The following is a 17,210-nucleotide window of genomic DNA, read 5'->3' as shown; positions in this document are numbered from 1 at the left end:
AAGCTCAGGCCAGGTGCGCCTTGACGCGCATGCCCGCAGCGTCGTCGTCGTCAGCGCCCGCCCACTCGATGAGCCAGTGCTTGGCCGCGACGGTGGTGCCCGCCATCGTGGTATGAGGCCGCGCCCCCAGGTGCCAGCCCTGGTCGGAGCACGCCAGCACCTCGCCCTGCGCGACACCCTGGTCCGAGAACTCGATGGTGACCGTATCGCCGGCATGCAGGGCATGGCGCAGCGCCGGGTCCAGGCCCTGCATCCTCGCGCCGGGGTACAGATGCGTATTTCGGGCCGCGATGCGCCAGGCGTGCATGGGTAGTCGTCTCGGCGTCAGTCGTCGCGCAGCGCGTCCGCGACGATGCTCATCGTCGTCTGGATGTGCTCGCGCGTGGCGCGCTCCGCGCGCTCGCCATCGCGGTCCTTCAATGCCGAGAGGATCGCATGATGCTGCTCGGACGAACGGCCCAGCTGGTCCTTCATGAAGATCACCGGCAGCCGCAGGTTCCAGTATTGAAACTGCGTGCGCTCGTGCAACTCGGCGAAGAAGGGGTTCTCCGAGAGTGCGACGATCTGCCGATGAAATGTCTGGTTGAGCCGATTGATTTCGCTGCGTGGCAGCTCCTCGCCGCGGTCCATCTCGGTGACCAACTGTTCGAGCTCATCGAGCGCCGCAGGCGTGGCGCGTTCGGCAGCCAGTCGCGTGGCATAGCCCTCGATGGCGATGCGGCTCTCGAAGATGGTCCGGAACGACGCAGGATCGCTGGCCTCGACGACCCAGCCGCGGTCGCGACTGACTAGGCCTTCGCCCTGCAGTCGAAGCAGCGCCTCGCGCACGGGCGTGCGGCCGGCTTCCAGCCAGGCCGACACCTCGTCCTCCACCAGCCGTGAGCCCGGCTTGATGTCCAGGGTCAGGATCTTTGTTCGCAGCTTCTGGAAAACATCTCCGGCGATCAGGTCGTTGCCGGTCTTCTTGAGTGCCATTCGGCCTCCTGCAATATTGTTCAAGCGCTCTTGCGCACTTCTAGTACCACCCCGGCCTGCGCACGCGTGTCGAAGTAGGCAAAGCCCGAGCCGTCCGCACGTGCACCCCGGGCGGTCACGCCAATGCCCAGTGCACGCGCGGCGGCCTCGGCTGCGTCGCGATCCGCAACCTCGAAGCCCAGGTGATACACGCCTTCACCATGCTGGTCCAGGAAGCGCCGCTGCGGCGAATCGAGTTCCGAAGGCTGGCAGATCTGGATCTGCACATTGTCGAGGTCGACGCATTTGTAGCGCATGGCATCGGAGGCCGCCCGGTTCGGCACATCGAATTCGACGTAGGGCCCCGCCTTGGGGTAGTCGAACCAGGGGCCCACGCCGAGCTTTTCGTAGTAGTTCACCGTCTTGTCCAGATCGTGCACGACGATGCACACATGGTGGAGGGTCTTGAAGAATTGTTTCATGAAGCCGTTGTTTCCAAAGAAGCGGGGGCGTCCGCGTGGTGCGCGAGGAACTGCTTGCTGCGCTCGTGCCGCGGGGCTTGGAAGAAGTCGCGTGCCGGCCGGTCCTCGACCAGCTCGCCATTGACCATGAACAGCACCCGATGTGCGAAATCGCGCGCCAGCGACATCTCGTGCGTGGCGATCATGAGCGTGATGCCGTCCAGCGCGAGCTGACGGATGGCGGCAATCACCTCATGCGACAGCTCGGGGTCCAGCGCGCTGGTGGGCTCGTCCAGCAGCATCAGCCGCGGCTTGAGCGCCAGTGCCCGCGCGATGGCTACGCGCTGCTGTTGGCCGCCTGAGAGCTGGTTCGGGTACGCGCCGGCCTTTTCGGCCAGGCCCACGCGGGACAGCAACTCCATCGCCAGTGCCCTGGCCTGGGCATTCGTCTGTCCCAGCACATGGACCGGACCGGCCATCACGTTGTCGAGAACGGTGATGTGGCGAAACAGATTGAAGCTCTGAAACACCATGCCGATGCGCCGGCGTTGCCGGCTGATCTCGCTGTCCGGCAGCTCGATCAGCGCGTCGCCTCGTTCGCGATAGCCGATGAGTTCGCCGCTGACGAAGATCTTGCCGCCGTCGATGGTTTCCAAATGGTTGATGCAGCGCAGCAGCGTCGACTTGCCTGCGCCGGACGGGCCGAGCACAGCCACGACCTGGCCCTCGGGCACATCGAAGCTCACGTCGCGCAGGACGGCCTGCGTGGCGCGATACTTGGTCACGCCGACCATGCGGACGGCCTGCGTGACGGGGCGGGAGGTGGGCGTAGTCATCGGTGTGGGAATCGCTTCTCGAGCGACGTTTGCAAGGCGGTGGCGAAGGCGGTCATGACCAAATACCAGAACCCGGCCACGGCCAGCAGTTCGACCACCCGGAAGTTAGCCGCGTAGATGTCGGTGGAGATGCGTAGCAGCTCGAGGTAGCCGATGGCAGAGGCCAGCGAGGTCGACTTCAGCAGCATGATGTACTGGTTGCCCGTGGCAGGCACGATGATGCGCGCCGCTTGCGGGATCACTACCTTGCGCATGATCATGCCGTGCGTCATGCCGATGGAGCGCGCCGCGTCGCGCTGGCCGTTGTCCACAGCGATGAATCCGCCGCGGATGATCTCGGCCATGTAGGCGCCTTCGGCCAGGCTCAGCCCGGCCAGGGCCGCCGCGTAGGGCGTGATGACCTGCGTCATCGGTAGGTCCAGCAGCACGAGGCCGGTGAACGGCACCACCAGATGCAGCTGCGGAAACATGATCGGGAACGCGTTGAACCAGAAGATCAGCTGGATCAGCATCGGCGTCCCGCGAAATAAGTACACGTAGCTGGCGGCGAAGCCCACGAGGATCGGGTTGCCGCTCACGCGCATCATGGCCACGATCAGCCCGACCGCCACCGCCAGCAGCAGCGCGATGGTGCCGAGCATCACGGAATGGCCGGCACCGATGAGCACGTTGCGGCTGAACACGTAGCTGGCGAACACGCCGACGTCGATCACCTTGGAGCCGACCGCGGCCGTGACCAGCCAGGCCAGCGCCAGCACCACGACCGCGCCGAAGCACCAGGCACCCCATTGGCGCCGGTGTACCACGCGGCGCACCGGCAGCGCAGCCGATGCAGAGGAAGTAGGAGTGGAGTTCACTTGCGCTTGCTGGAGGGCAGGTTGATGCTGATCGTCGGCAGCGCGGCGCCGCCGACATTCCACTTGTCCAGGATCTTTCTGTAGGTGCCGTCTTCGAGCATGCTCTGCGTGGCTTTCTGAACCGCATCGCGCAGGCCGGTCTTGCTCTTGGCGAAGCCCCATGAGGTGATGTAAGGCGTGAGCATGTAGTTGCCGCCCACGACCTTGTACTTGCCCGGGAACTGCGAGCCCATGTAGACGAGTGCCGGGTAGTCTCCGATGTAGCCGTCGACGCGCTTGAGATCCAGCTGCATGCGTGAATCGGGTGCGGTGGGCAACTGCTCAGCGCGGATCGGTGCCTTGCCGTTCTTCGTGCAGCGTTCCGAGGCCGCCTCCACGGCGGTCATGATGGTGCGTCCACCGAGCATCGTGGCGATCCCCTTGCCGCAGAAGTCATCGATGGTCGAGAGCTTGTCGGTGTTGGCGGACAGCACCAGGATGCTGCCGCCGGACTGCATGTAGTTCACGAAGTCGAGCTTCTGTTCGCGCTCCTCCGTGTCGCTGATGCCGCCGGAGGCGACGTCGAAGCGGTCGGCTTCCACGCCGGAGATCAGGGAGGCGTACTCGGACTGGATGTATTCGAGCCTCAGGCCCAGACGGCGCGCCACGTCCTCGAGCAGGTCGCGGCTCACGCCCGAGACGCTGGTGCCGCCGGGTTCACGAAACTCGACGGGAGGGAAGGTCTGCTGAGATCCGACGCGCAGCACGCCGCGCGCCTTGACGTCGGGGGGCACGGCCCGTGCCGCTTCGGTGGCGGGTGATGCCGCGGGCTGGGCAAGGCCGCACAACGGCGACAACGCCGTCAGCAGCAGAGTTGCCCGAAGAGATGACATGAACGTTCGCATGATTTTCTTTCTCGGTGATTTCTTGAGATGCTGACGGCGTAGGCGCAGTCGTGGTTAACGCGAGTCGGCGGACTTGCCAGGGATTGCGGAAGGATTCGGGCGGTCCGCGCGTGGGCAGGGCGCTGCAGCTTCGTAGGTGGCCTGAACCTTGGCGATGTAGTCGGCGGAGAAGCCCTCGGACTTCAGACCGTCGGGAATGTGCTGCCAGTAGAAGTTCGGCGGGCGCATCGCCATGCCGGGCGAGGTCATGCGATAGGTCCAGCAGTTGTAGGTCTTGCCATCTTCCCCGAGGACGGTGATGGCGAAGCGCTCGAAATCGTCGTAGTCGTCGGTCAGGCCGTCGTCTTCGAACACGAGGCCTTCGCATTGTTCGCCCCACGCTTCGGGCAGGCCGTTCAGGTGGCACCAGCCGCGGTCGGTGCGGCCGGCAGCGGCATGGAATTCCAGGCGGTAGTTAGGCAGCACGGCCTTGGCAATCTTCTTGCATCCGGGCATGTAGCGTTTGATTTCCGGATCGTTGATCCAGGTGCAGTAGGCGAAGTAGTACATCAAATCTCTCTGGAAAATGAGGAACAAAGGCCCTGGCAAGAGGGCCCCCTGGCAGAAGAAAACCGCGTCCGGCTTCTTCATATACATAAAGATATACGAAGAAATATACGAAAACAAGGCAGGGTTTACGCGCGCAACGCGGCTCGCCGGCGGAACGCCGCTGGAGTGGTCTTGCGCGATGGCGGCTCAGGTGGGCGGGTCGCTCCGCGCGCTGCGCTCGAAGCCGGCATCGATGCTGCAGACCGTGGCCTGCGAGGACGCGGCCGGGGGCCGGATGCATCGCCAACGCACGGCCGCACCGTGCTTTGTGTGGTGTCGATGCGCATCTTCGAAACAATGCTCGGCGAGGGATGCGTAGATTTGGTGTAGCCGGCCATGGAGTGTTGCCACAGAGGCATCCCCCTGCATTTCTTGCCGGCGCTTCCCCTATCGCCAGAGACTTTGCTGCCGGGGTCTTCCGTGCACGCAGCATCAACCCAGACTTCTCATGAACTCAGAATTTTCCAAAGCACAAGCCGGCTCGTACGCCTTCATCGGCGGCGGTCAGATGGCGACGGCCCTGATCAGCGGCCTGATCAGGGCGGGGCTGCCGCCCCGGGCCATCGTGGTGTTCGACCCCGACGCGGCGCAGCAAGAGCGCCTGCACGCCTCGCTGGGCGTCGATGTGGGAGGCCGCGTCGACGATCGTCTGGCGGGTGCCGAGGTGGTGGTCTGGGCCGTCAAGCCGCAGGTGCTGCGCCAGGCGGTGCAGCAGGCCAGCGCGCACCTGCGGGCACCCCTGCACATCAGCATCGCGGCGGGGATCCGCTGCGTCGAGCTGTCGGGTTGGCTGGCAAGCGCGCGCGTGATTCGCGCCATGCCGAACACGTCGGCCCTGATCGGTGCCAGCGTGACGGGCTTGACCGCCGCGCCGGAGGCGGCGCCGGCCGACCGACGCGTCGCGCAGGACGTGCTGGCCACGACGGGCCATTGCTTCTGGGTCGAAAACGACGAACGACTGAATGCTGTCACGGCCGTCAGCGGCAGCGGCCCCGCCTACGTGTTTCACTTTCTGGAGGCGTTCCAGGCCGCGGCCCAGGCGGTGGGCTTCGACGAGGTGGCGGCGCGCGAGCTGGTCCTCAAGACCGTCGCCGGCGCCGTGCAGCAGGCGCAGTCGGGCGATGCATTCGGGACGCTGCGCGAGCGCGTGACGTCCAAGCATGGAACCACGGAGGCTGCGCTGGCGCAACTGGACGCGGCCCGGACTGCCCAGGCCCTGAAGGATGCCGTCGCCGCGGCCTGCACGCGGGCCGAGGCCATCTCTAGAGAGTTCGCGCAGCAGGCCTGAGCGCGAACGCGTTGCACGGCCGCCTAGCGGGCACGCCGCACCGACAATGGCATTCCATGAAGCGTGCGCGACTCCCCTCCATCACGGCCCTGACGGCCTTCGAATCGGCTGCGCGACATCTGAACTTCCGGCGCGCGGCCGATGAGCTACACCTGACGCAAGGCGCGGTGAGCCAGCAGGTGCGACAGCTGGAGGAGAACCTGGGCGTGGCCCTGTTCGCGCGTGTGCGCCAGCGCGTGCTGCTGACGGGGCCGGGCGCACGTTACCTGGAAGAGGTCCGGCGCATCCTGAAGGACCTGGGCGAGGTCACCAACCAGGCCATGGCCACGGGTGACAAGGAGATCCTGAACCTCGCCTCGGTGCCGACCTTTGCCGTCAAGTGGCTGATCCCGCGGCTGCCCACGTTCCTGGCGATGCATCCCGAGGTCAACGTCAACCTGGTGTCGCGCAGCGCGCCGTTCGATTTCGCGAAAGAGCCTTTCGACGCTGCCATTCACTATGGTGAGCCCGCCTGGCCCGGTGCGGTCGCAACGCTGCTGATGGACGAGGACATGATCCCGGTCAGCAGCCGGACCTACCGGCAGGCGCTGAAGCTGCGCACGCCGGCCGATCTTGGACGGGCCACGTTGCTGCAGCAATTCACGCGACCTTCCGCCTGGCAAGACTGGTTCCGCCATGTCGAGGTGGAGCCGCCGAACGCATTTCGCGGGCCGCGCTTCGACAGCTTCAACATGATCCTGGAAGCGGTGCTGGCCGACATGGGGGCAGCACTTCTGCCGCGCTTTCTGGTCGCGAGCGACATCGCACAGGGCCGGATCGTGCAGCTGTCCCGCTTTGGACTGCCGAGCTCGCGCGGCTATCACTTCGTGTGTCCCGAGGCGCGCCGCGACGCCCCGGCGGTGGCCGCCTTCCGCGAATGGCTGTTGGCGGCCGTCGTAAGTTGATGAGATAACCTCATCGGTTCATCAGTAATCGTCGCTTTCGCAATAGAGGTGAGCTTCGGAAAATAGCAAAGATTCGCAGCAAATCTGCACTTTGACCCTGAAGCCACCATGTCTGCCACACCTTCCGATCGCCGCTGGAAGCGACCCCTTGCGCCATTCCTGATCCAGCCGCACGCCGCGCCGATCGATGCCGCCTGCCTGGCGCAGCTGCGTGCGGCCGACGTCACCCGCCTGAGCGATCTGGTGGGGCGCATGTACACCTGCGCGCCCGAGGTGCGGCCCCTGGTGCTGCCGGCCCTCCCGATGGCAGGTCCTGCGTTCACCGTCAAGTGCCCCCCGGGCGACAACCTCGGCGTCATGGCCGCGATCCGCCGCATCAAGCCTGGCGACGTCCTCGTGGTGGACGGCCAAGCCTTCACGCGCTGGTGCATGGGAGGCTTCGAACTGCTCAAGGTGGCGCGCGACGAATACGGCATGGCCGGTCTGCTGGTTAATGGCGCCTGGCGAGACATGGCAGAGGCCCAGGAGGCCGGCATCCCGATCTACGGGCTGGGTATCTCCCCCCATTCGGGACCGAAGCTCGGGCCCGCCGAACTCAACGTGCCGGTGGCCTGCGGTGGCGTGATCGTCAGCCCGGGGGATGTGATCTGCGCGAGCGTCGAAGGCGTCGCGATCGTCCCGCGCCGCAGCATCGACGCGGTGTGTGCGGCGCTGAGCGTGCAAGTCGGCGGTCATGGCATCCATGGCTTTCTCGACGAGATGGAGGCGCACGTCGCCGCCTGGCAACCGCAGGGCGACGCCGCATGAGCGCCGCGTCCTGCGCAGGTGAAGCGGAGCAGCCTCAGGGCCTGACGCGCGCTTTCGCGGCCTTTGTCCAGTCCGCTGCCTTCGATCACATGCCCGTCTCTGTGCACGCCGAAGCGCAACGCGCGATCGCCGACTGCCTGGGGGGCGCGCTCGCCGGTGCCGGTGAGCCTGTCTCCATCCAGGCGGCCCGGCTGGCCGAGACCGGCACCGGGCCGTGCACCCTCTGGGCCCAGCCGCGGCGCGCCTCGGCGCGCGATGCCGCGCTCATCAACGGCTGCGCCGCGCACGCACACGCCATCGACGACACCAACGAATCCATGCGTGGCCATCCCTCGGCGCCGATCGTTCCGGCCGTGCTGGCGTTGGGCGAAGAGATCGGTGTCGCGGGGCCAGCGCTCGTCGAGGCCTACGTGGTGGGCGTTGAAATCGCCGCCAAGCTCGGGCTCGCCGTCAATGACCGCCATTCGCAGCTGGGGTGGCACACCACCTGCACGCTGGGCGCCGTGGGGGCCGCCGCATCCTGCGCGAAGCTGCTGGGGCTCGACGAGATGCGCACCGTGCACGCACTGGGTATCGCGGCATCGATGGCGGCAGGCTTGCGCGTGAACTTCGGCTCCATGACCAAGCCGCTGCATGCGGGGCTGGCAGCCCACAACGGCGTGCTGGCCGCGCGGCTGGCCGAGGCGGGCGTCACCGCCAGTGCCCAGGCGCTGGAGGGGCACGAAGGATTCCTAGCCCTGTTCTGCGGTGACGACGCGCGACCGCAGCGCGCCCTGGCAGCCTTGGGCCAGCCGTTCGAGCTGGTGGCCCCGGGCATCGTCTACAAGCAGTACCCCACCTGTTCCTTGATGCATGCGCTGGTCGACATGGCGATCGAGACGCGGGCCCACCGCCTGCCCGAGTTGGTCGGTGCCAGCCGGATCCGCTGTGGCATCAGCACGCGGCTGGGCGCTGCGCGCAGGACGGTCTGGCCGACATCGGGGATGGAGGCCAAGTTCCATGTCGAATACTGCGTCGCCGTGGCGCTGCTTGGTGGGACGCAGGGGCTGACGGATTTCGTGGATGCGGCGCTGGAGCGCCCCGACGTGCGTGCCTTGGCGCAGCGCATCGAAGTCGCACCGGGCATCGACTTCCCCGCGGGCAACGGCGATTTCGCCGAGCTTCATATCGAAGTGGATGGCCAGACGGTGTTCCATGACCGTCGCGCCAAGCCGCGAGGCCATCCATCGCAACCTCTGAGCGATGCCGAGCACCGAGACAAATTCATGGCCTGCGCGAGCTTGGCGATGGACGGCGCAGCGGCTGCCGAGCTGCTCAGTGCACTGCGCGGCACACCGTTTCCCGATGCGCGAACACTGGGCCGTCTGCTGGCTGCCACGCGCTGACCGCCGCATTCGTTCATTCATCACATCGATTCTTCTGGAGTACCCGCCATGCCCACCATTTCACGCCGCCAACTGCTTGCCTGCGCCGCGTTGCCGTTGCTGGCCTCGAGCAAGCTCGCCCACAGCCAAGGTTCTAAGGACATGACGATCGTGGTGGGCTACCCCGCGGGGGGCTCGCTCGATGCCATGGCACGCGCGCTGGCCCAAAAGCTGTCCGCGCTGCGCGGCCATGGCGTCATCGTCGACAACCGGCCCGGATTTTCCGGGAACATCGGCGCCCAGTACGTGGCGCGCTCGCCGGCCGATGGCCGCACGGTGCTGATGTCCGCGCTGACCACCTACGCCATCAATGCCAACCTCATGGGCAGCAGCGCCGGCTACGACCTGATGAAGGATTTCGAGCACGTGGCCATCGTGGGCAACCTGCCGAACGTGATGGTTGTGCCGTCCTCGCTGCCCGTGAAGACGCTGCAGGAGTTCATCCAAGCCGCAAAGAAGAACCCTGGCGGCTATTCGTATGCGACCACGGGCAATGGCTCGCTCGAGCACGTCGCGGGCGAGATGCTCAAGCGCGCTGCTGGCATCGATCTGCTCGCAGTGCCTTACAAGGGGTCGACACCGGCCCTTACCGACCTGATCGGCGGCCAGATTCATGCCATGTTCGTCAACACCTCGACGGCCATCAACAACCTAAAGGGGGGCCGCATCAAGGTGCTGGCCATCGCAGGGCCGGCGCGAAGCCCTGCATTGCCCGATGTACCGACCTTGCGCGAGAGCGGCGTCAAGTTGACCAACGATGTCGTTTCCATCTTCGGCATCTCTGCGCCGCGCGGCACCTCCAAGGCTGTGGTGGATCAGCTCAATGCAGACCTCAACACTGCCTTGAAGGACTCGCAGGTGCATCAGCGGTTCGAGGCCTTGGGCATCGAGGTGGTCACGCAAAGCCCCGCTGAGGCACGCAAGAAGATCGGCAGCGAGGTGGCGACCTGGGCGAAGGTGCTTGGCGAGACCGGTATCACGCTCCAGTGAGATGGGTCGGCGCGGGCAGGGATGAGGTGCGTTCGAGCGTCGCGCACGCGGTAAACTGGGCAGGCTCGCCGTTGCAACAACGGCGCATGGCCCCGAGGGGCGCTTCCTCCACTTCAGCTCTTCCGCGCAGATGCCCAGTCCGTCGGATCCATCTCCCGAGATCCCCTCGGAAACCCAGCAAACCAGGCGTCACGGCCATTCGTCGCTGTTCATCGGCTCGACGGAAAAGGCCTTCCATGTCCTGGATGCATTCAATGGAACGCGTGGTCACCTGACCATCGCAGACATTGCGCGCGCGTCCAACCTCGACCGCAGTGCGACGCAGCGCGTGGTCTACACGTTGGAGAAGATCGGCTACCTGCGCCGCATTCCCGACACGCGTCAATATGGACTGACGTCCAAGGTGCTGCAACTGTCCTACAACTACCTGCGTGCTAATGCCTTGGTAGACAAGGCGTCGCCGTACCTGCTGGACATCAGTCGCACGCTCGGAGAGACTACCAACCTGCAGGAACTGGACGACACCGAGATCGTGTTCGTGGCCCGGTTTCCAGGCAAGCACCTGGTCAACGTCGACATCGCGGTGGGGAGCCGGCTTCCTGCCTTCTGCACCGCCTCGGGCACCTCCATCCTGGCGCGCATGGAGCCGTCGCAGCGCGTCGAGGTCTTGCAGCGCTCACGGCTGACGGCGATCACGCCTTATACCGAGACGCGCATGGATGAGCTCCTTGCGCGCATCGAACGTGCGGCCGAGCGCGGCTATGCCGTGATCACCAACGAGACGGTGATGGGGGACATCTCCATTGCCGCTGCGATCACCGATCATCGGGGAGTTGCCGTAGCCGCGGTCAACATCGCCGTGCCGACGACACGCTGGACGACCGAGCAGGTGGAGGCGCAGCTTGCACAGCACGTGCAGGTGGCCGCCACCTCCATCTCCAAGGCCAAGTTCGCGGGCTACGGCGAGTAGCGAGCGGCGACGCTCTGCAGGCATGCCGGCGATTCCGGCATGCAGGCCTCAGATCGTTCTTAGGCGTTCTCCCCATCCGGGCTGAAAGATCGAAGGCGTCAGTTCCGCCGCACGGGGACACCCGAGCAGGCGAAGGGTCGTTTCGCATTCGTTGCGCAGGATCTGCAGCACTTCGGACACGCCGCGGGGACCTCGCGCGGCCAGACCGTACAGCGGCGCGCGTCCGAGCAAGACGGCCTGCGCGCCCAGGGCACGCGCCTTGACGATGTCGCTGCCGCGACGGATGCCGCCGTCCATCATGACCGTCAATGCCGACCCCACCGCCTTGGTCACGGCCGGCAGCAGCTCGAGGGGACTGGGTGCGCTTTCCAGCTGACGACCGCCGTGGTTGGACAGCACGATGCCATCCACACCCGCCGCGCGTGCGCGCAGCGCATCGTCCACCGACAGGATGCCCTTCACCAGCACACGGCCCGGCCAGTGCGCGCGCAACCAGTCGATGTCCTGCCAGCGCAGCGACATGTCCATCTGGCGGCTCATCGCGCCGGCCTGCGCGGCCAGGTTGACCGCCATGCCCGTGCTTCGTGCCAGGTTCACCAGTTGCGGTGAGCCGCCCTGGCGCAGCATGCGCATGCACCAGCGCGGATGGGTCATGACATCGGCCATCAGCCGCGGCGTGATGCGCAGGGGCATCTTGAAGCCATTGCGGATGTCGTGATCGCGCACACCGTGCACGGGCGTGTCGACGGTGAGCATCAGCGTGGTGTAGCCGGCGTCACGTGCGCGCTGCATCATGCGTTGGGCGATGCTGCGGTCACGTTGCACATACAGCTGCAGCCAGAGCTCGCCGTCGCTGGCGCGGCGCACGTCTTCCAGCAGCGAGGTGGAGGCCGTGGAGAGCACGAACGGCAAGCCGGCGCGATGTGCCGCGACGGCGAGTGCCTCCTCGGCGCGCGGGTAGTACAGGCCGTTCAGACCCGTGGGGCCCACCACCGCGGGCATGGCCAGATGCTGATCGAGCACGTCGACGCCCGCATCCACCGCGCTGACTTCGGTGAGCACGCGCGGCTTGAACAGCAGCGCGTCGTACGCGCGCCGATTGCGCGTCAGCGTGCGTCCATCTTCCGCGCCACCCTCCAGGTAGTCGCCGGCGATACGCGTGAGACGCCTGCGTGCCAGCACGCGGTAGTCCTGTACTGCAGCGAGTGCCGCCATGGCCGCTGCCGATCAGCGCGCGATCGCCAGTTGCCGCGACAACTCCGCGCGCATGGCCTGTTGCAGTTCGGGGGCAGGCGGCACCAGGGGCGCCAGCATCTCGGGGGCATTCACGCCGATCAGGTCCATGACGGACTTCATCGGCCCCGGGTTGGTCTCGGCGAATGCCAGGTTCATCAGCGGCATCAGGTCGCGGTGCAGGGACAGCGCCTCGTCGGTACGGCCCTCGCGCGCGGCGTCGTAGATGTTGCGCCAGGCGCGCGGCAGCAGGCTGGCCGTCACGACGATCCCGCCGCGGGCGCCGGCCGCCACGTGCAGGGGGAACAGCGTGTCTTCGCCGCTGAGCACGGCAAAGGAGTCGTCGACGCCCGCGATAGTGCGCAGGAAGTGGTACATGTCGGTGTTGCACGCCTTCATGCCGATGATGCGTTCGTGGCGCGACAGTTCATGCAGGATTTCCGGTGCAATCGCAATGCGGGTGCGGTAGGGAATCTCGTAGATCATGATCGGCACTGGCGAGCTGTCGGCGTAGCGCAGGAAGTAGTCACGGATGCCGGCCTGCGTGGGGTTTGTGTAGTAGGGCGTCAGCACCAGCAGCGCATCCGCGCCGACATCGGCAAAGGCCTTGCCGGCATCCATCGCGTCGTGGAACCCGGGGTCGAGCACGCCGGGGATCACCGGCACCTTGCCCGCCACGGCCTCGACCGTCAGGCGTGCCATCTTGACGCGCTCGGCACGCGCCAATGCGCCGTACTCCCCAGTGCCGCCCAGCGGCAGCACGCCGTCGATGCCCTGCTCGAGCAGATGGGCCAGCAGCGCCTTGGTGGCGTACTCGTTGATCGTGTCGTCCGCGTTGACGGGGGTGGGGATGGCGGGAATGATGCCCCGCAGCTTGGATGCGTCGATGAAGCTCATGAGAAATGTCTTTGAAGTGGAATGGATGGAGGAGGGGCCGGTTCAGCGCGCCAGGCTGGCGCGGCGCAGCCGGTCAGCGACCCAGATCAGCGCCGCGATGAAGACAAACAGGCAGGTCGAGACCGCCGCGATGACGGGTGACAGCTGCAGCGTGACTTCGTCCCAGAATTGCTTGGGCAATGTCGAGTTCAAGCCTCCAGAGGCGAACAGCGAAATCGTCAGTTCGTCGAAGGACGTGGCGAACGCGAACAGGAAGGACGACAGCAGGCCGGCCGCTAGGATCGGGAAGGTCACATGCCGCAGCGTGGCCAGCGGGCCTGCGCCCAGGCTTTGCGCTGCCAGGTCGAGCCGCGTGTCGTAGTTGCGCAGCACGGCCATCATGGTCATCACGACATAGGGAACCGCCACCACCGTGTGGCCCAGCACGAGGCCGATCCAGGTGCCGACCAGGCCGACGCGCGCAAAGAAATAGAACATGCCAACGGCGATGATCATGCGCGGCACGATGATCGGCGACAGCACGAACGCCAGCATGGCCGACTTGCCGCGCATCTGCCCGCGCACCAGCAACAGGGCGGCCGGCGTGCCGATCAGCATCGACAGGAAGCCCGCGCCCAGCGCCACGGTGAGCGAGCGCACCACGGACTGCATCCACAGCGGCGAATCGAACATCTGCTGATACCACTGCAGCGAGAAGCCCTTAGGTGGCCATGCCAGGCCGGAGCCCCCGCTGAAGGACAGCGGAATCATCAGGAATGCCGGCACGCTGAGGAACACCAGAAGGGCCCAGACCAGCAGGTTCCAGCCGCGCGAAGGACCTTCTGCATGGGCTTGGCGGCGCGGCAGCCAGCTGATGAGAAGGTCGCAAGCGCGGCCCAGCGCGATAAGCAGCTCGCTGCCCTGGCGCTTGATCCAGCGGGTGCTGACCGAGTCGGCCGCGGGGCGCGTGCGGCTGGGCGCGCTGCCCGTCATGCTGGACAGGCCGAGCAGCTTGTCGTAGAGCGCGAACACCGCCAGCACCACCACCAGCAGCAGCACCGAGATGGCACCGGCAAAGCCCCAGTTCATCGTCTGCTGCACCTGGTCGATGATGATCTGCGTGATCATGGTCTCCTGGCGTCCCCCGAGCAGCGCGGGCACGATGAAGAACCCGATCGCGGTCACGAACACCATGATCGCCGCGGCCGCCACGCCGGGGAGCGACTGCGGAAAGTACACGGTCCAGAACGCCGTGCCCGGGGGCGCGCCCAGCGTGGCCGCGGCGCGCGGGAGGTTGCGGTCGATGTTCTCCATGACCGACAGCATGGTGAGCACCGCCAGCGGCATCAGGGCATGGACCATGCCGACCAGCACGCTGCCCACGCTGTAGAGCAGGTTGGCCGGCGCATCGATCACGCCCAGGGAGACCAGCAACTGGTTGATGACACCGTTGCGGCCCAGCAGAACCACCCAGGCGAAGGCACGCACCAGGAAGCTGGTCCAGAACGACAGCAGCACCCAGAACAGCAGCGTCGCCTTGCGTTTCGGTGACGATGCCGAGATGAGGTAGGCCACCGGATAGGCGGCCACCACGGACAGCAGCGTTGTCCACAGCGAGATCTTGAGCGTGATCAGCAGCACGTTGATGTACACCGACGAGGCGAACAGCTGCCGGTACGACGCGAGGCTGAAGCCTTCGTCGTTCTGGATGCTCAGCAGCAGCAGTTGCCCGACCGGATAGACCAGCAAGGCCAGCAACAGCAGCACCAACGGCGTGGCCATGAGGGCCTGCCGCCACGACGCGCCCAAGCGGAATCCGGGCGCCTTCACACGGTTGTTCATGGCATCACTCCGCGATCACGACGGCGTCGTTCGCATGCCAGTGCAGCGACAGCGTCTGGCCCGTCTCGTAGCGCTCGGCGGACTGGCAGGTCGGGAAGGCCGCCACGATCGGTTCGGCCTGCTGCGTCGCCTGCAGATAGAGCTTGGTCAGGCTGCCGGTGATCATGATGTCGATCAGCTGGCCCGATAGTTGGCCGGGCGCAGGCGCCGCCGAGGAGACGTTCAGGTTCTGGGGACGCACCATCACGCGCACCGCATGGCCGCGCGCCAGTGCGGTGCCGTTGGACACGCCGCGCGCCGTGATCTCGCTGCCGTTCAGGGCCACGTGCACGCCGTCGGCGTCGACCTCGGCGATGGTCCCAGGCAGCAGGTTCGATTCGCCGAGGAAGTCCGCCACGAACAGGGTGCGCGGGCGGAAGTACAGGTCGGCGGGCGTGCCCAGCTGTTCGATGCGTCCGCCGTTCATCAGGCAGATGCGATCCGACATCGTCATCGCTTCTTCCTGGTCGTGCGTGACGTAGACGATGGTCGTGCCCAGCTCGCGGTGGATGCGCTTGATCTCCAGCTGCATCTGGTCGCGCAGCTTCTTGTCGAGCGCACCCAGCGGCTCGTCCATCAGGATGATCGAGGGGCGGTAGACCATGCAGCGCGCCAGCGCGATGCGCTGCTGCTGACCGCCGGAGAGTTCGCGCGGATAGCGCTTGGCGACATGCGGCAGGCGGATCATCTCCAGCGCCTCGGCCACGCGCCGCCCGATCGAGGCCTGCTCCTGCCTGCGCATGCGCAGCGGGAAGGCGATGTTGTCCTCCACCGTCATGTGCGGAAACAGGGCGTAGTTCTGGAACACCATGCCGATGTCGCGCTCGTACGGCGCGCTGCGCGTGGCATCGACGCCGTCGATGAGCATCTGTCCCTCATCGGGCTGGGCCAGGCCGGCGATCAGGCTCAGCAGGGTGGTCTTGCCGGAGCCCGACGGGCCCAGCAGGGTCAGGAACTCGCCCTGGGCGACGTCGATGTTCGTCGGTGCGAGCGCAACGAAGTCGCCGTAGCGCTTGGAGAGCCCGGAAATTTTCAGACTGGTCTTGGACATGGTGCAGGAGCAGGCGGGTAAAGGATGGCAGGCGCAGCGGCGCTTACTTGAGAATCCAGGCGTTGAACTTCTCCAGCACCTGCGCCTGGTTCTCCTGCCAGTAGCGGGCATCGATCTGCAGGCCGTTCTTGATGTTGTCCGGGTGCGTGGGGCAGCCCTTTGCCAGTTCCGGCTTGACGAAACTGAAGGCGGCGGGCTGAGTCATGCCGGCCGGAAAGTACTCGGTGAGCGCGGCCATGCGCTTGGGGTCGGATGCGAACTTGATGAACTCGCGGCAGGCGTCCGCGTTGGGTGAGCCCGCCAGGATCGACCAGCTGTCGCAGCCCCACAGGTTCTGGTTCCAGACGATCGAGACCGGTGCGCCGTTGGCAATGGCCGATTGCGCGCGCGAAACCCAGGTGGCCACCATGTCGACCTCGCCGTTGCCCAGCATCTGCTCGACCTGCGCGCCGGATGTCCACCACACGTCGACGGCCGACTTGACCTTGTCCAGGCTGGCAAGGGCACGGTCCAGGTTGCACGGGTAGACCTGGCCGTTGGGCACGCCATCGGCCATCAGCGCTTCCTCGATGGTGTCGAACGGGTGCTTGCGCAGGCCGCGGCGGCCCGGGAAGTCCTTCACGTTCCAGAAGTCGGCCCACGAGGAGGGCGCCTTGCGGCCCTTGAACTTGTCGGTGCGGTAGGCCAGCACGGTGGAGTAGACGTTGTTGCCCACGCCGTAGGGCGACATGTACTGCGCCGGAATGGTGGCGACCATCGGGTCGGCTTCCAGGCCGTGCTTTTCCAGATAGATCTTGCTGCCGCTGGTCAGGGTGCGGATGGCGGGCTGGCTGATTTTTGCCATGTCCCAGGTGTAGTTCTTGGTCTCCACCATGCTGCGGATCTGGGCCGTGGGCTCAGCGTTGGCCTGCACGGCCACCACCTCGATGCCGGTCTTCTCTGTGAAGGGGCGATAGAACACCGCCCCGTAGGCCTTGGTGTAGATGCCGCCGTCATCGCGCACGACGATGCGCTTGCTGGCGGCCCGTGCGGGCGTCCAGATGGCGGGGGCTGCCAGGGCCACGAGCCCGGCGGCAGCAGATTTCAGGACCACGCGGCGCGAGGAGGGACGGTTGATTTTCATGACAACTCCAGGATGAGAGTGATGGACGGAAGGAAGAAGAGCG

18 protein-coding genes are annotated in these 17,210 nt (G+C 66.1%); 6 read left to right on the top strand and 12 right to left on the bottom strand.

The genetic code is table 11. The features are described from left to right. Nucleotides 1-4 precede the first annotated feature (4 nt). The 7 genes from AC07Q9_RS12115 to AC07Q9_RS12085 are packed head-to-tail and all read right to left on the bottom strand — an operon-like array spanning nt 5 to nt 4,541. A complete protein-coding gene (locus AC07Q9_RS12115) occupies nt 5-307 on the bottom strand; it encodes a hypothetical protein (protein WP_175497133.1) in 303 nt (100 codons plus the stop codon). A gap of 17 nt (nt 308-324) precedes the next feature. Next, on the bottom strand, nt 325-975 hold the full coding sequence (locus AC07Q9_RS12110) for a GntR family transcriptional regulator (RefSeq protein ID WP_062472295.1): 651 nt from the start codon (nt 973-975) through the stop codon (nt 325-327). A 20-nt stretch (nt 976-995) separates the two neighbouring features. After that, the gene (locus AC07Q9_RS12105) at nt 996-1,436 is read right to left on the bottom strand and encodes a VOC family protein (protein ID WP_447742481.1); all 441 of its coding nucleotides are present in this window, start codon (nt 1,434-1,436) and stop codon (nt 996-998) included. Beyond that, nucleotides 1,433-2,209, bottom strand: a complete 777-nt coding sequence (locus AC07Q9_RS12100) for an amino acid ABC transporter ATP-binding protein (RefSeq protein ID WP_495309586.1) — start codon at nt 2,207-2,209, stop codon at nt 1,433-1,435. The genes AC07Q9_RS12105 and AC07Q9_RS12100 overlap by 4 nt, the downstream gene beginning before the upstream one ends. Before the next feature lie 38 nt (nt 2,210-2,247). After that, nucleotides 2,248-3,108: an amino acid ABC transporter permease gene (locus AC07Q9_RS12095; RefSeq protein WP_223301492.1), complete on the bottom strand. Its 861-nt coding sequence runs from the start codon at nt 3,106-3,108 to the stop codon at nt 2,248-2,250. After that, nucleotides 3,105-3,992 (bottom strand): ABC transporter substrate-binding protein, encoded by an 888-nt coding sequence (locus tag AC07Q9_RS12090; RefSeq protein WP_217493493.1) that lies wholly within the window; start codon nt 3,990-3,992, stop codon nt 3,105-3,107. The genes AC07Q9_RS12095 and AC07Q9_RS12090 overlap by 4 nt, the downstream gene beginning before the upstream one ends. A gap of 54 nt (nt 3,993-4,046) precedes the next feature. Further along, nucleotides 4,047-4,541 carry a gamma-glutamylcyclotransferase family protein gene (locus AC07Q9_RS12085; RefSeq protein ID WP_495309584.1) on the bottom strand — a complete coding sequence of 165 codons (495 nt, stop codon included), beginning with the start codon at nt 4,539-4,541 and terminating at the stop codon, nt 4,047-4,049. 487 nt (nt 4,542-5,028) lie between these two features. On the opposite strand from AC07Q9_RS12085, the gene proC reads away from it, so the two are divergent. The 6 genes from proC to AC07Q9_RS12055 all read left to right on the top strand — a co-directional run bounded on the left by proC (nt 5,029) and on the right by AC07Q9_RS12055 (nt 11,003). Then, a complete protein-coding gene (gene proC, locus AC07Q9_RS12080; protein WP_447742488.1) occupies nt 5,029-5,868 on the top strand; it encodes a pyrroline-5-carboxylate reductase in 840 nt (279 codons plus the stop codon). Nucleotides 5,869-5,924: 56 nt separating this feature from the next. Beyond that, nucleotides 5,925-6,812 (top strand): transcriptional regulator GcvA, encoded by an 888-nt coding sequence (gene gcvA, locus AC07Q9_RS12075; protein ID WP_062472281.1) that lies wholly within the window; start codon nt 5,925-5,927, stop codon nt 6,810-6,812. Nucleotides 6,813-6,920: 108 nt separating this feature from the next. Continuing rightward, complete coding sequence (locus tag AC07Q9_RS12070) at nt 6,921-7,619, top strand: RraA family protein (RefSeq protein WP_062472278.1); 699 nt, start codon at nt 6,921-6,923, stop codon at nt 7,617-7,619. Further along, nucleotides 7,616-9,004: an MmgE/PrpD family protein gene (locus tag AC07Q9_RS12065; RefSeq protein WP_495309581.1), complete on the top strand. Its 1,389-nt coding sequence runs from the start codon at nt 7,616-7,618 to the stop codon at nt 9,002-9,004. Before AC07Q9_RS12070 ends, AC07Q9_RS12065 begins: the two co-directional genes overlap by 4 nt. Before the next feature lie 48 nt (nt 9,005-9,052). Beyond that, nucleotides 9,053-10,033, top strand: coding sequence for a Bug family tripartite tricarboxylate transporter substrate binding protein (locus tag AC07Q9_RS12060; protein ID WP_062472273.1), 981 nt, complete (start codon nt 9,053-9,055; stop codon nt 10,031-10,033). Nucleotides 10,034-10,163: 130 nt separating this feature from the next. Then, nucleotides 10,164-11,003 (top strand): IclR family transcriptional regulator, encoded by an 840-nt coding sequence (locus tag AC07Q9_RS12055; RefSeq protein ID WP_062472270.1) that lies wholly within the window; start codon nt 10,164-10,166, stop codon nt 11,001-11,003. A gap of 48 nt (nt 11,004-11,051) precedes the next feature. Here AC07Q9_RS12055 and AC07Q9_RS12050 read toward each other — a convergent pair whose 3' ends face one another. The 5 genes from AC07Q9_RS12050 to AC07Q9_RS12030 are packed head-to-tail and all read right to left on the bottom strand — an operon-like array spanning nt 11,052 to nt 17,167. Continuing rightward, entirely contained in the window at nt 11,052-12,218 is a 1,167-nt protein-coding gene (locus AC07Q9_RS12050; protein ID WP_495309578.1) for an alpha-hydroxy acid oxidase, read from the bottom strand. Nucleotides 12,219-12,230: 12 nt separating this feature from the next. Further along, the gene (gene dapA, locus AC07Q9_RS12045; protein WP_062472263.1) at nt 12,231-13,133 is read right to left on the bottom strand and encodes a 4-hydroxy-tetrahydrodipicolinate synthase; all 903 of its coding nucleotides are present in this window, start codon (nt 13,131-13,133) and stop codon (nt 12,231-12,233) included. Between the two features lie 42 nt (nt 13,134-13,175). After that, on the bottom strand, nt 13,176-14,954 hold the full coding sequence (locus AC07Q9_RS12040; RefSeq protein ID WP_070064075.1) for an ABC transporter permease subunit: 1,779 nt from the start codon (nt 14,952-14,954) through the stop codon (nt 13,176-13,178). A gap of 4 nt (nt 14,955-14,958) precedes the next feature. Next, nucleotides 14,959-16,044 carry an ABC transporter ATP-binding protein gene (locus AC07Q9_RS12035; protein ID WP_062472258.1) on the bottom strand — a complete coding sequence of 362 codons (1,086 nt, stop codon included), beginning with the start codon at nt 16,042-16,044 and terminating at the stop codon, nt 14,959-14,961. Nucleotides 16,045-16,087: 43 nt separating this feature from the next. Continuing rightward, entirely contained in the window at nt 16,088-17,167 is a 1,080-nt protein-coding gene (locus AC07Q9_RS12030; protein ID WP_495309575.1) for an ABC transporter substrate-binding protein, read from the bottom strand. Nucleotides 17,168-17,210: the final 43 nt, after the last annotated feature.

This window comes from Variovorax sp. GW821-FHT09A10 (assembly GCF_059418385.1).
Note: the sequence above shows the minus strand (reverse complement) of the source record. Positions and strands in the feature narration are given on the sequence as shown.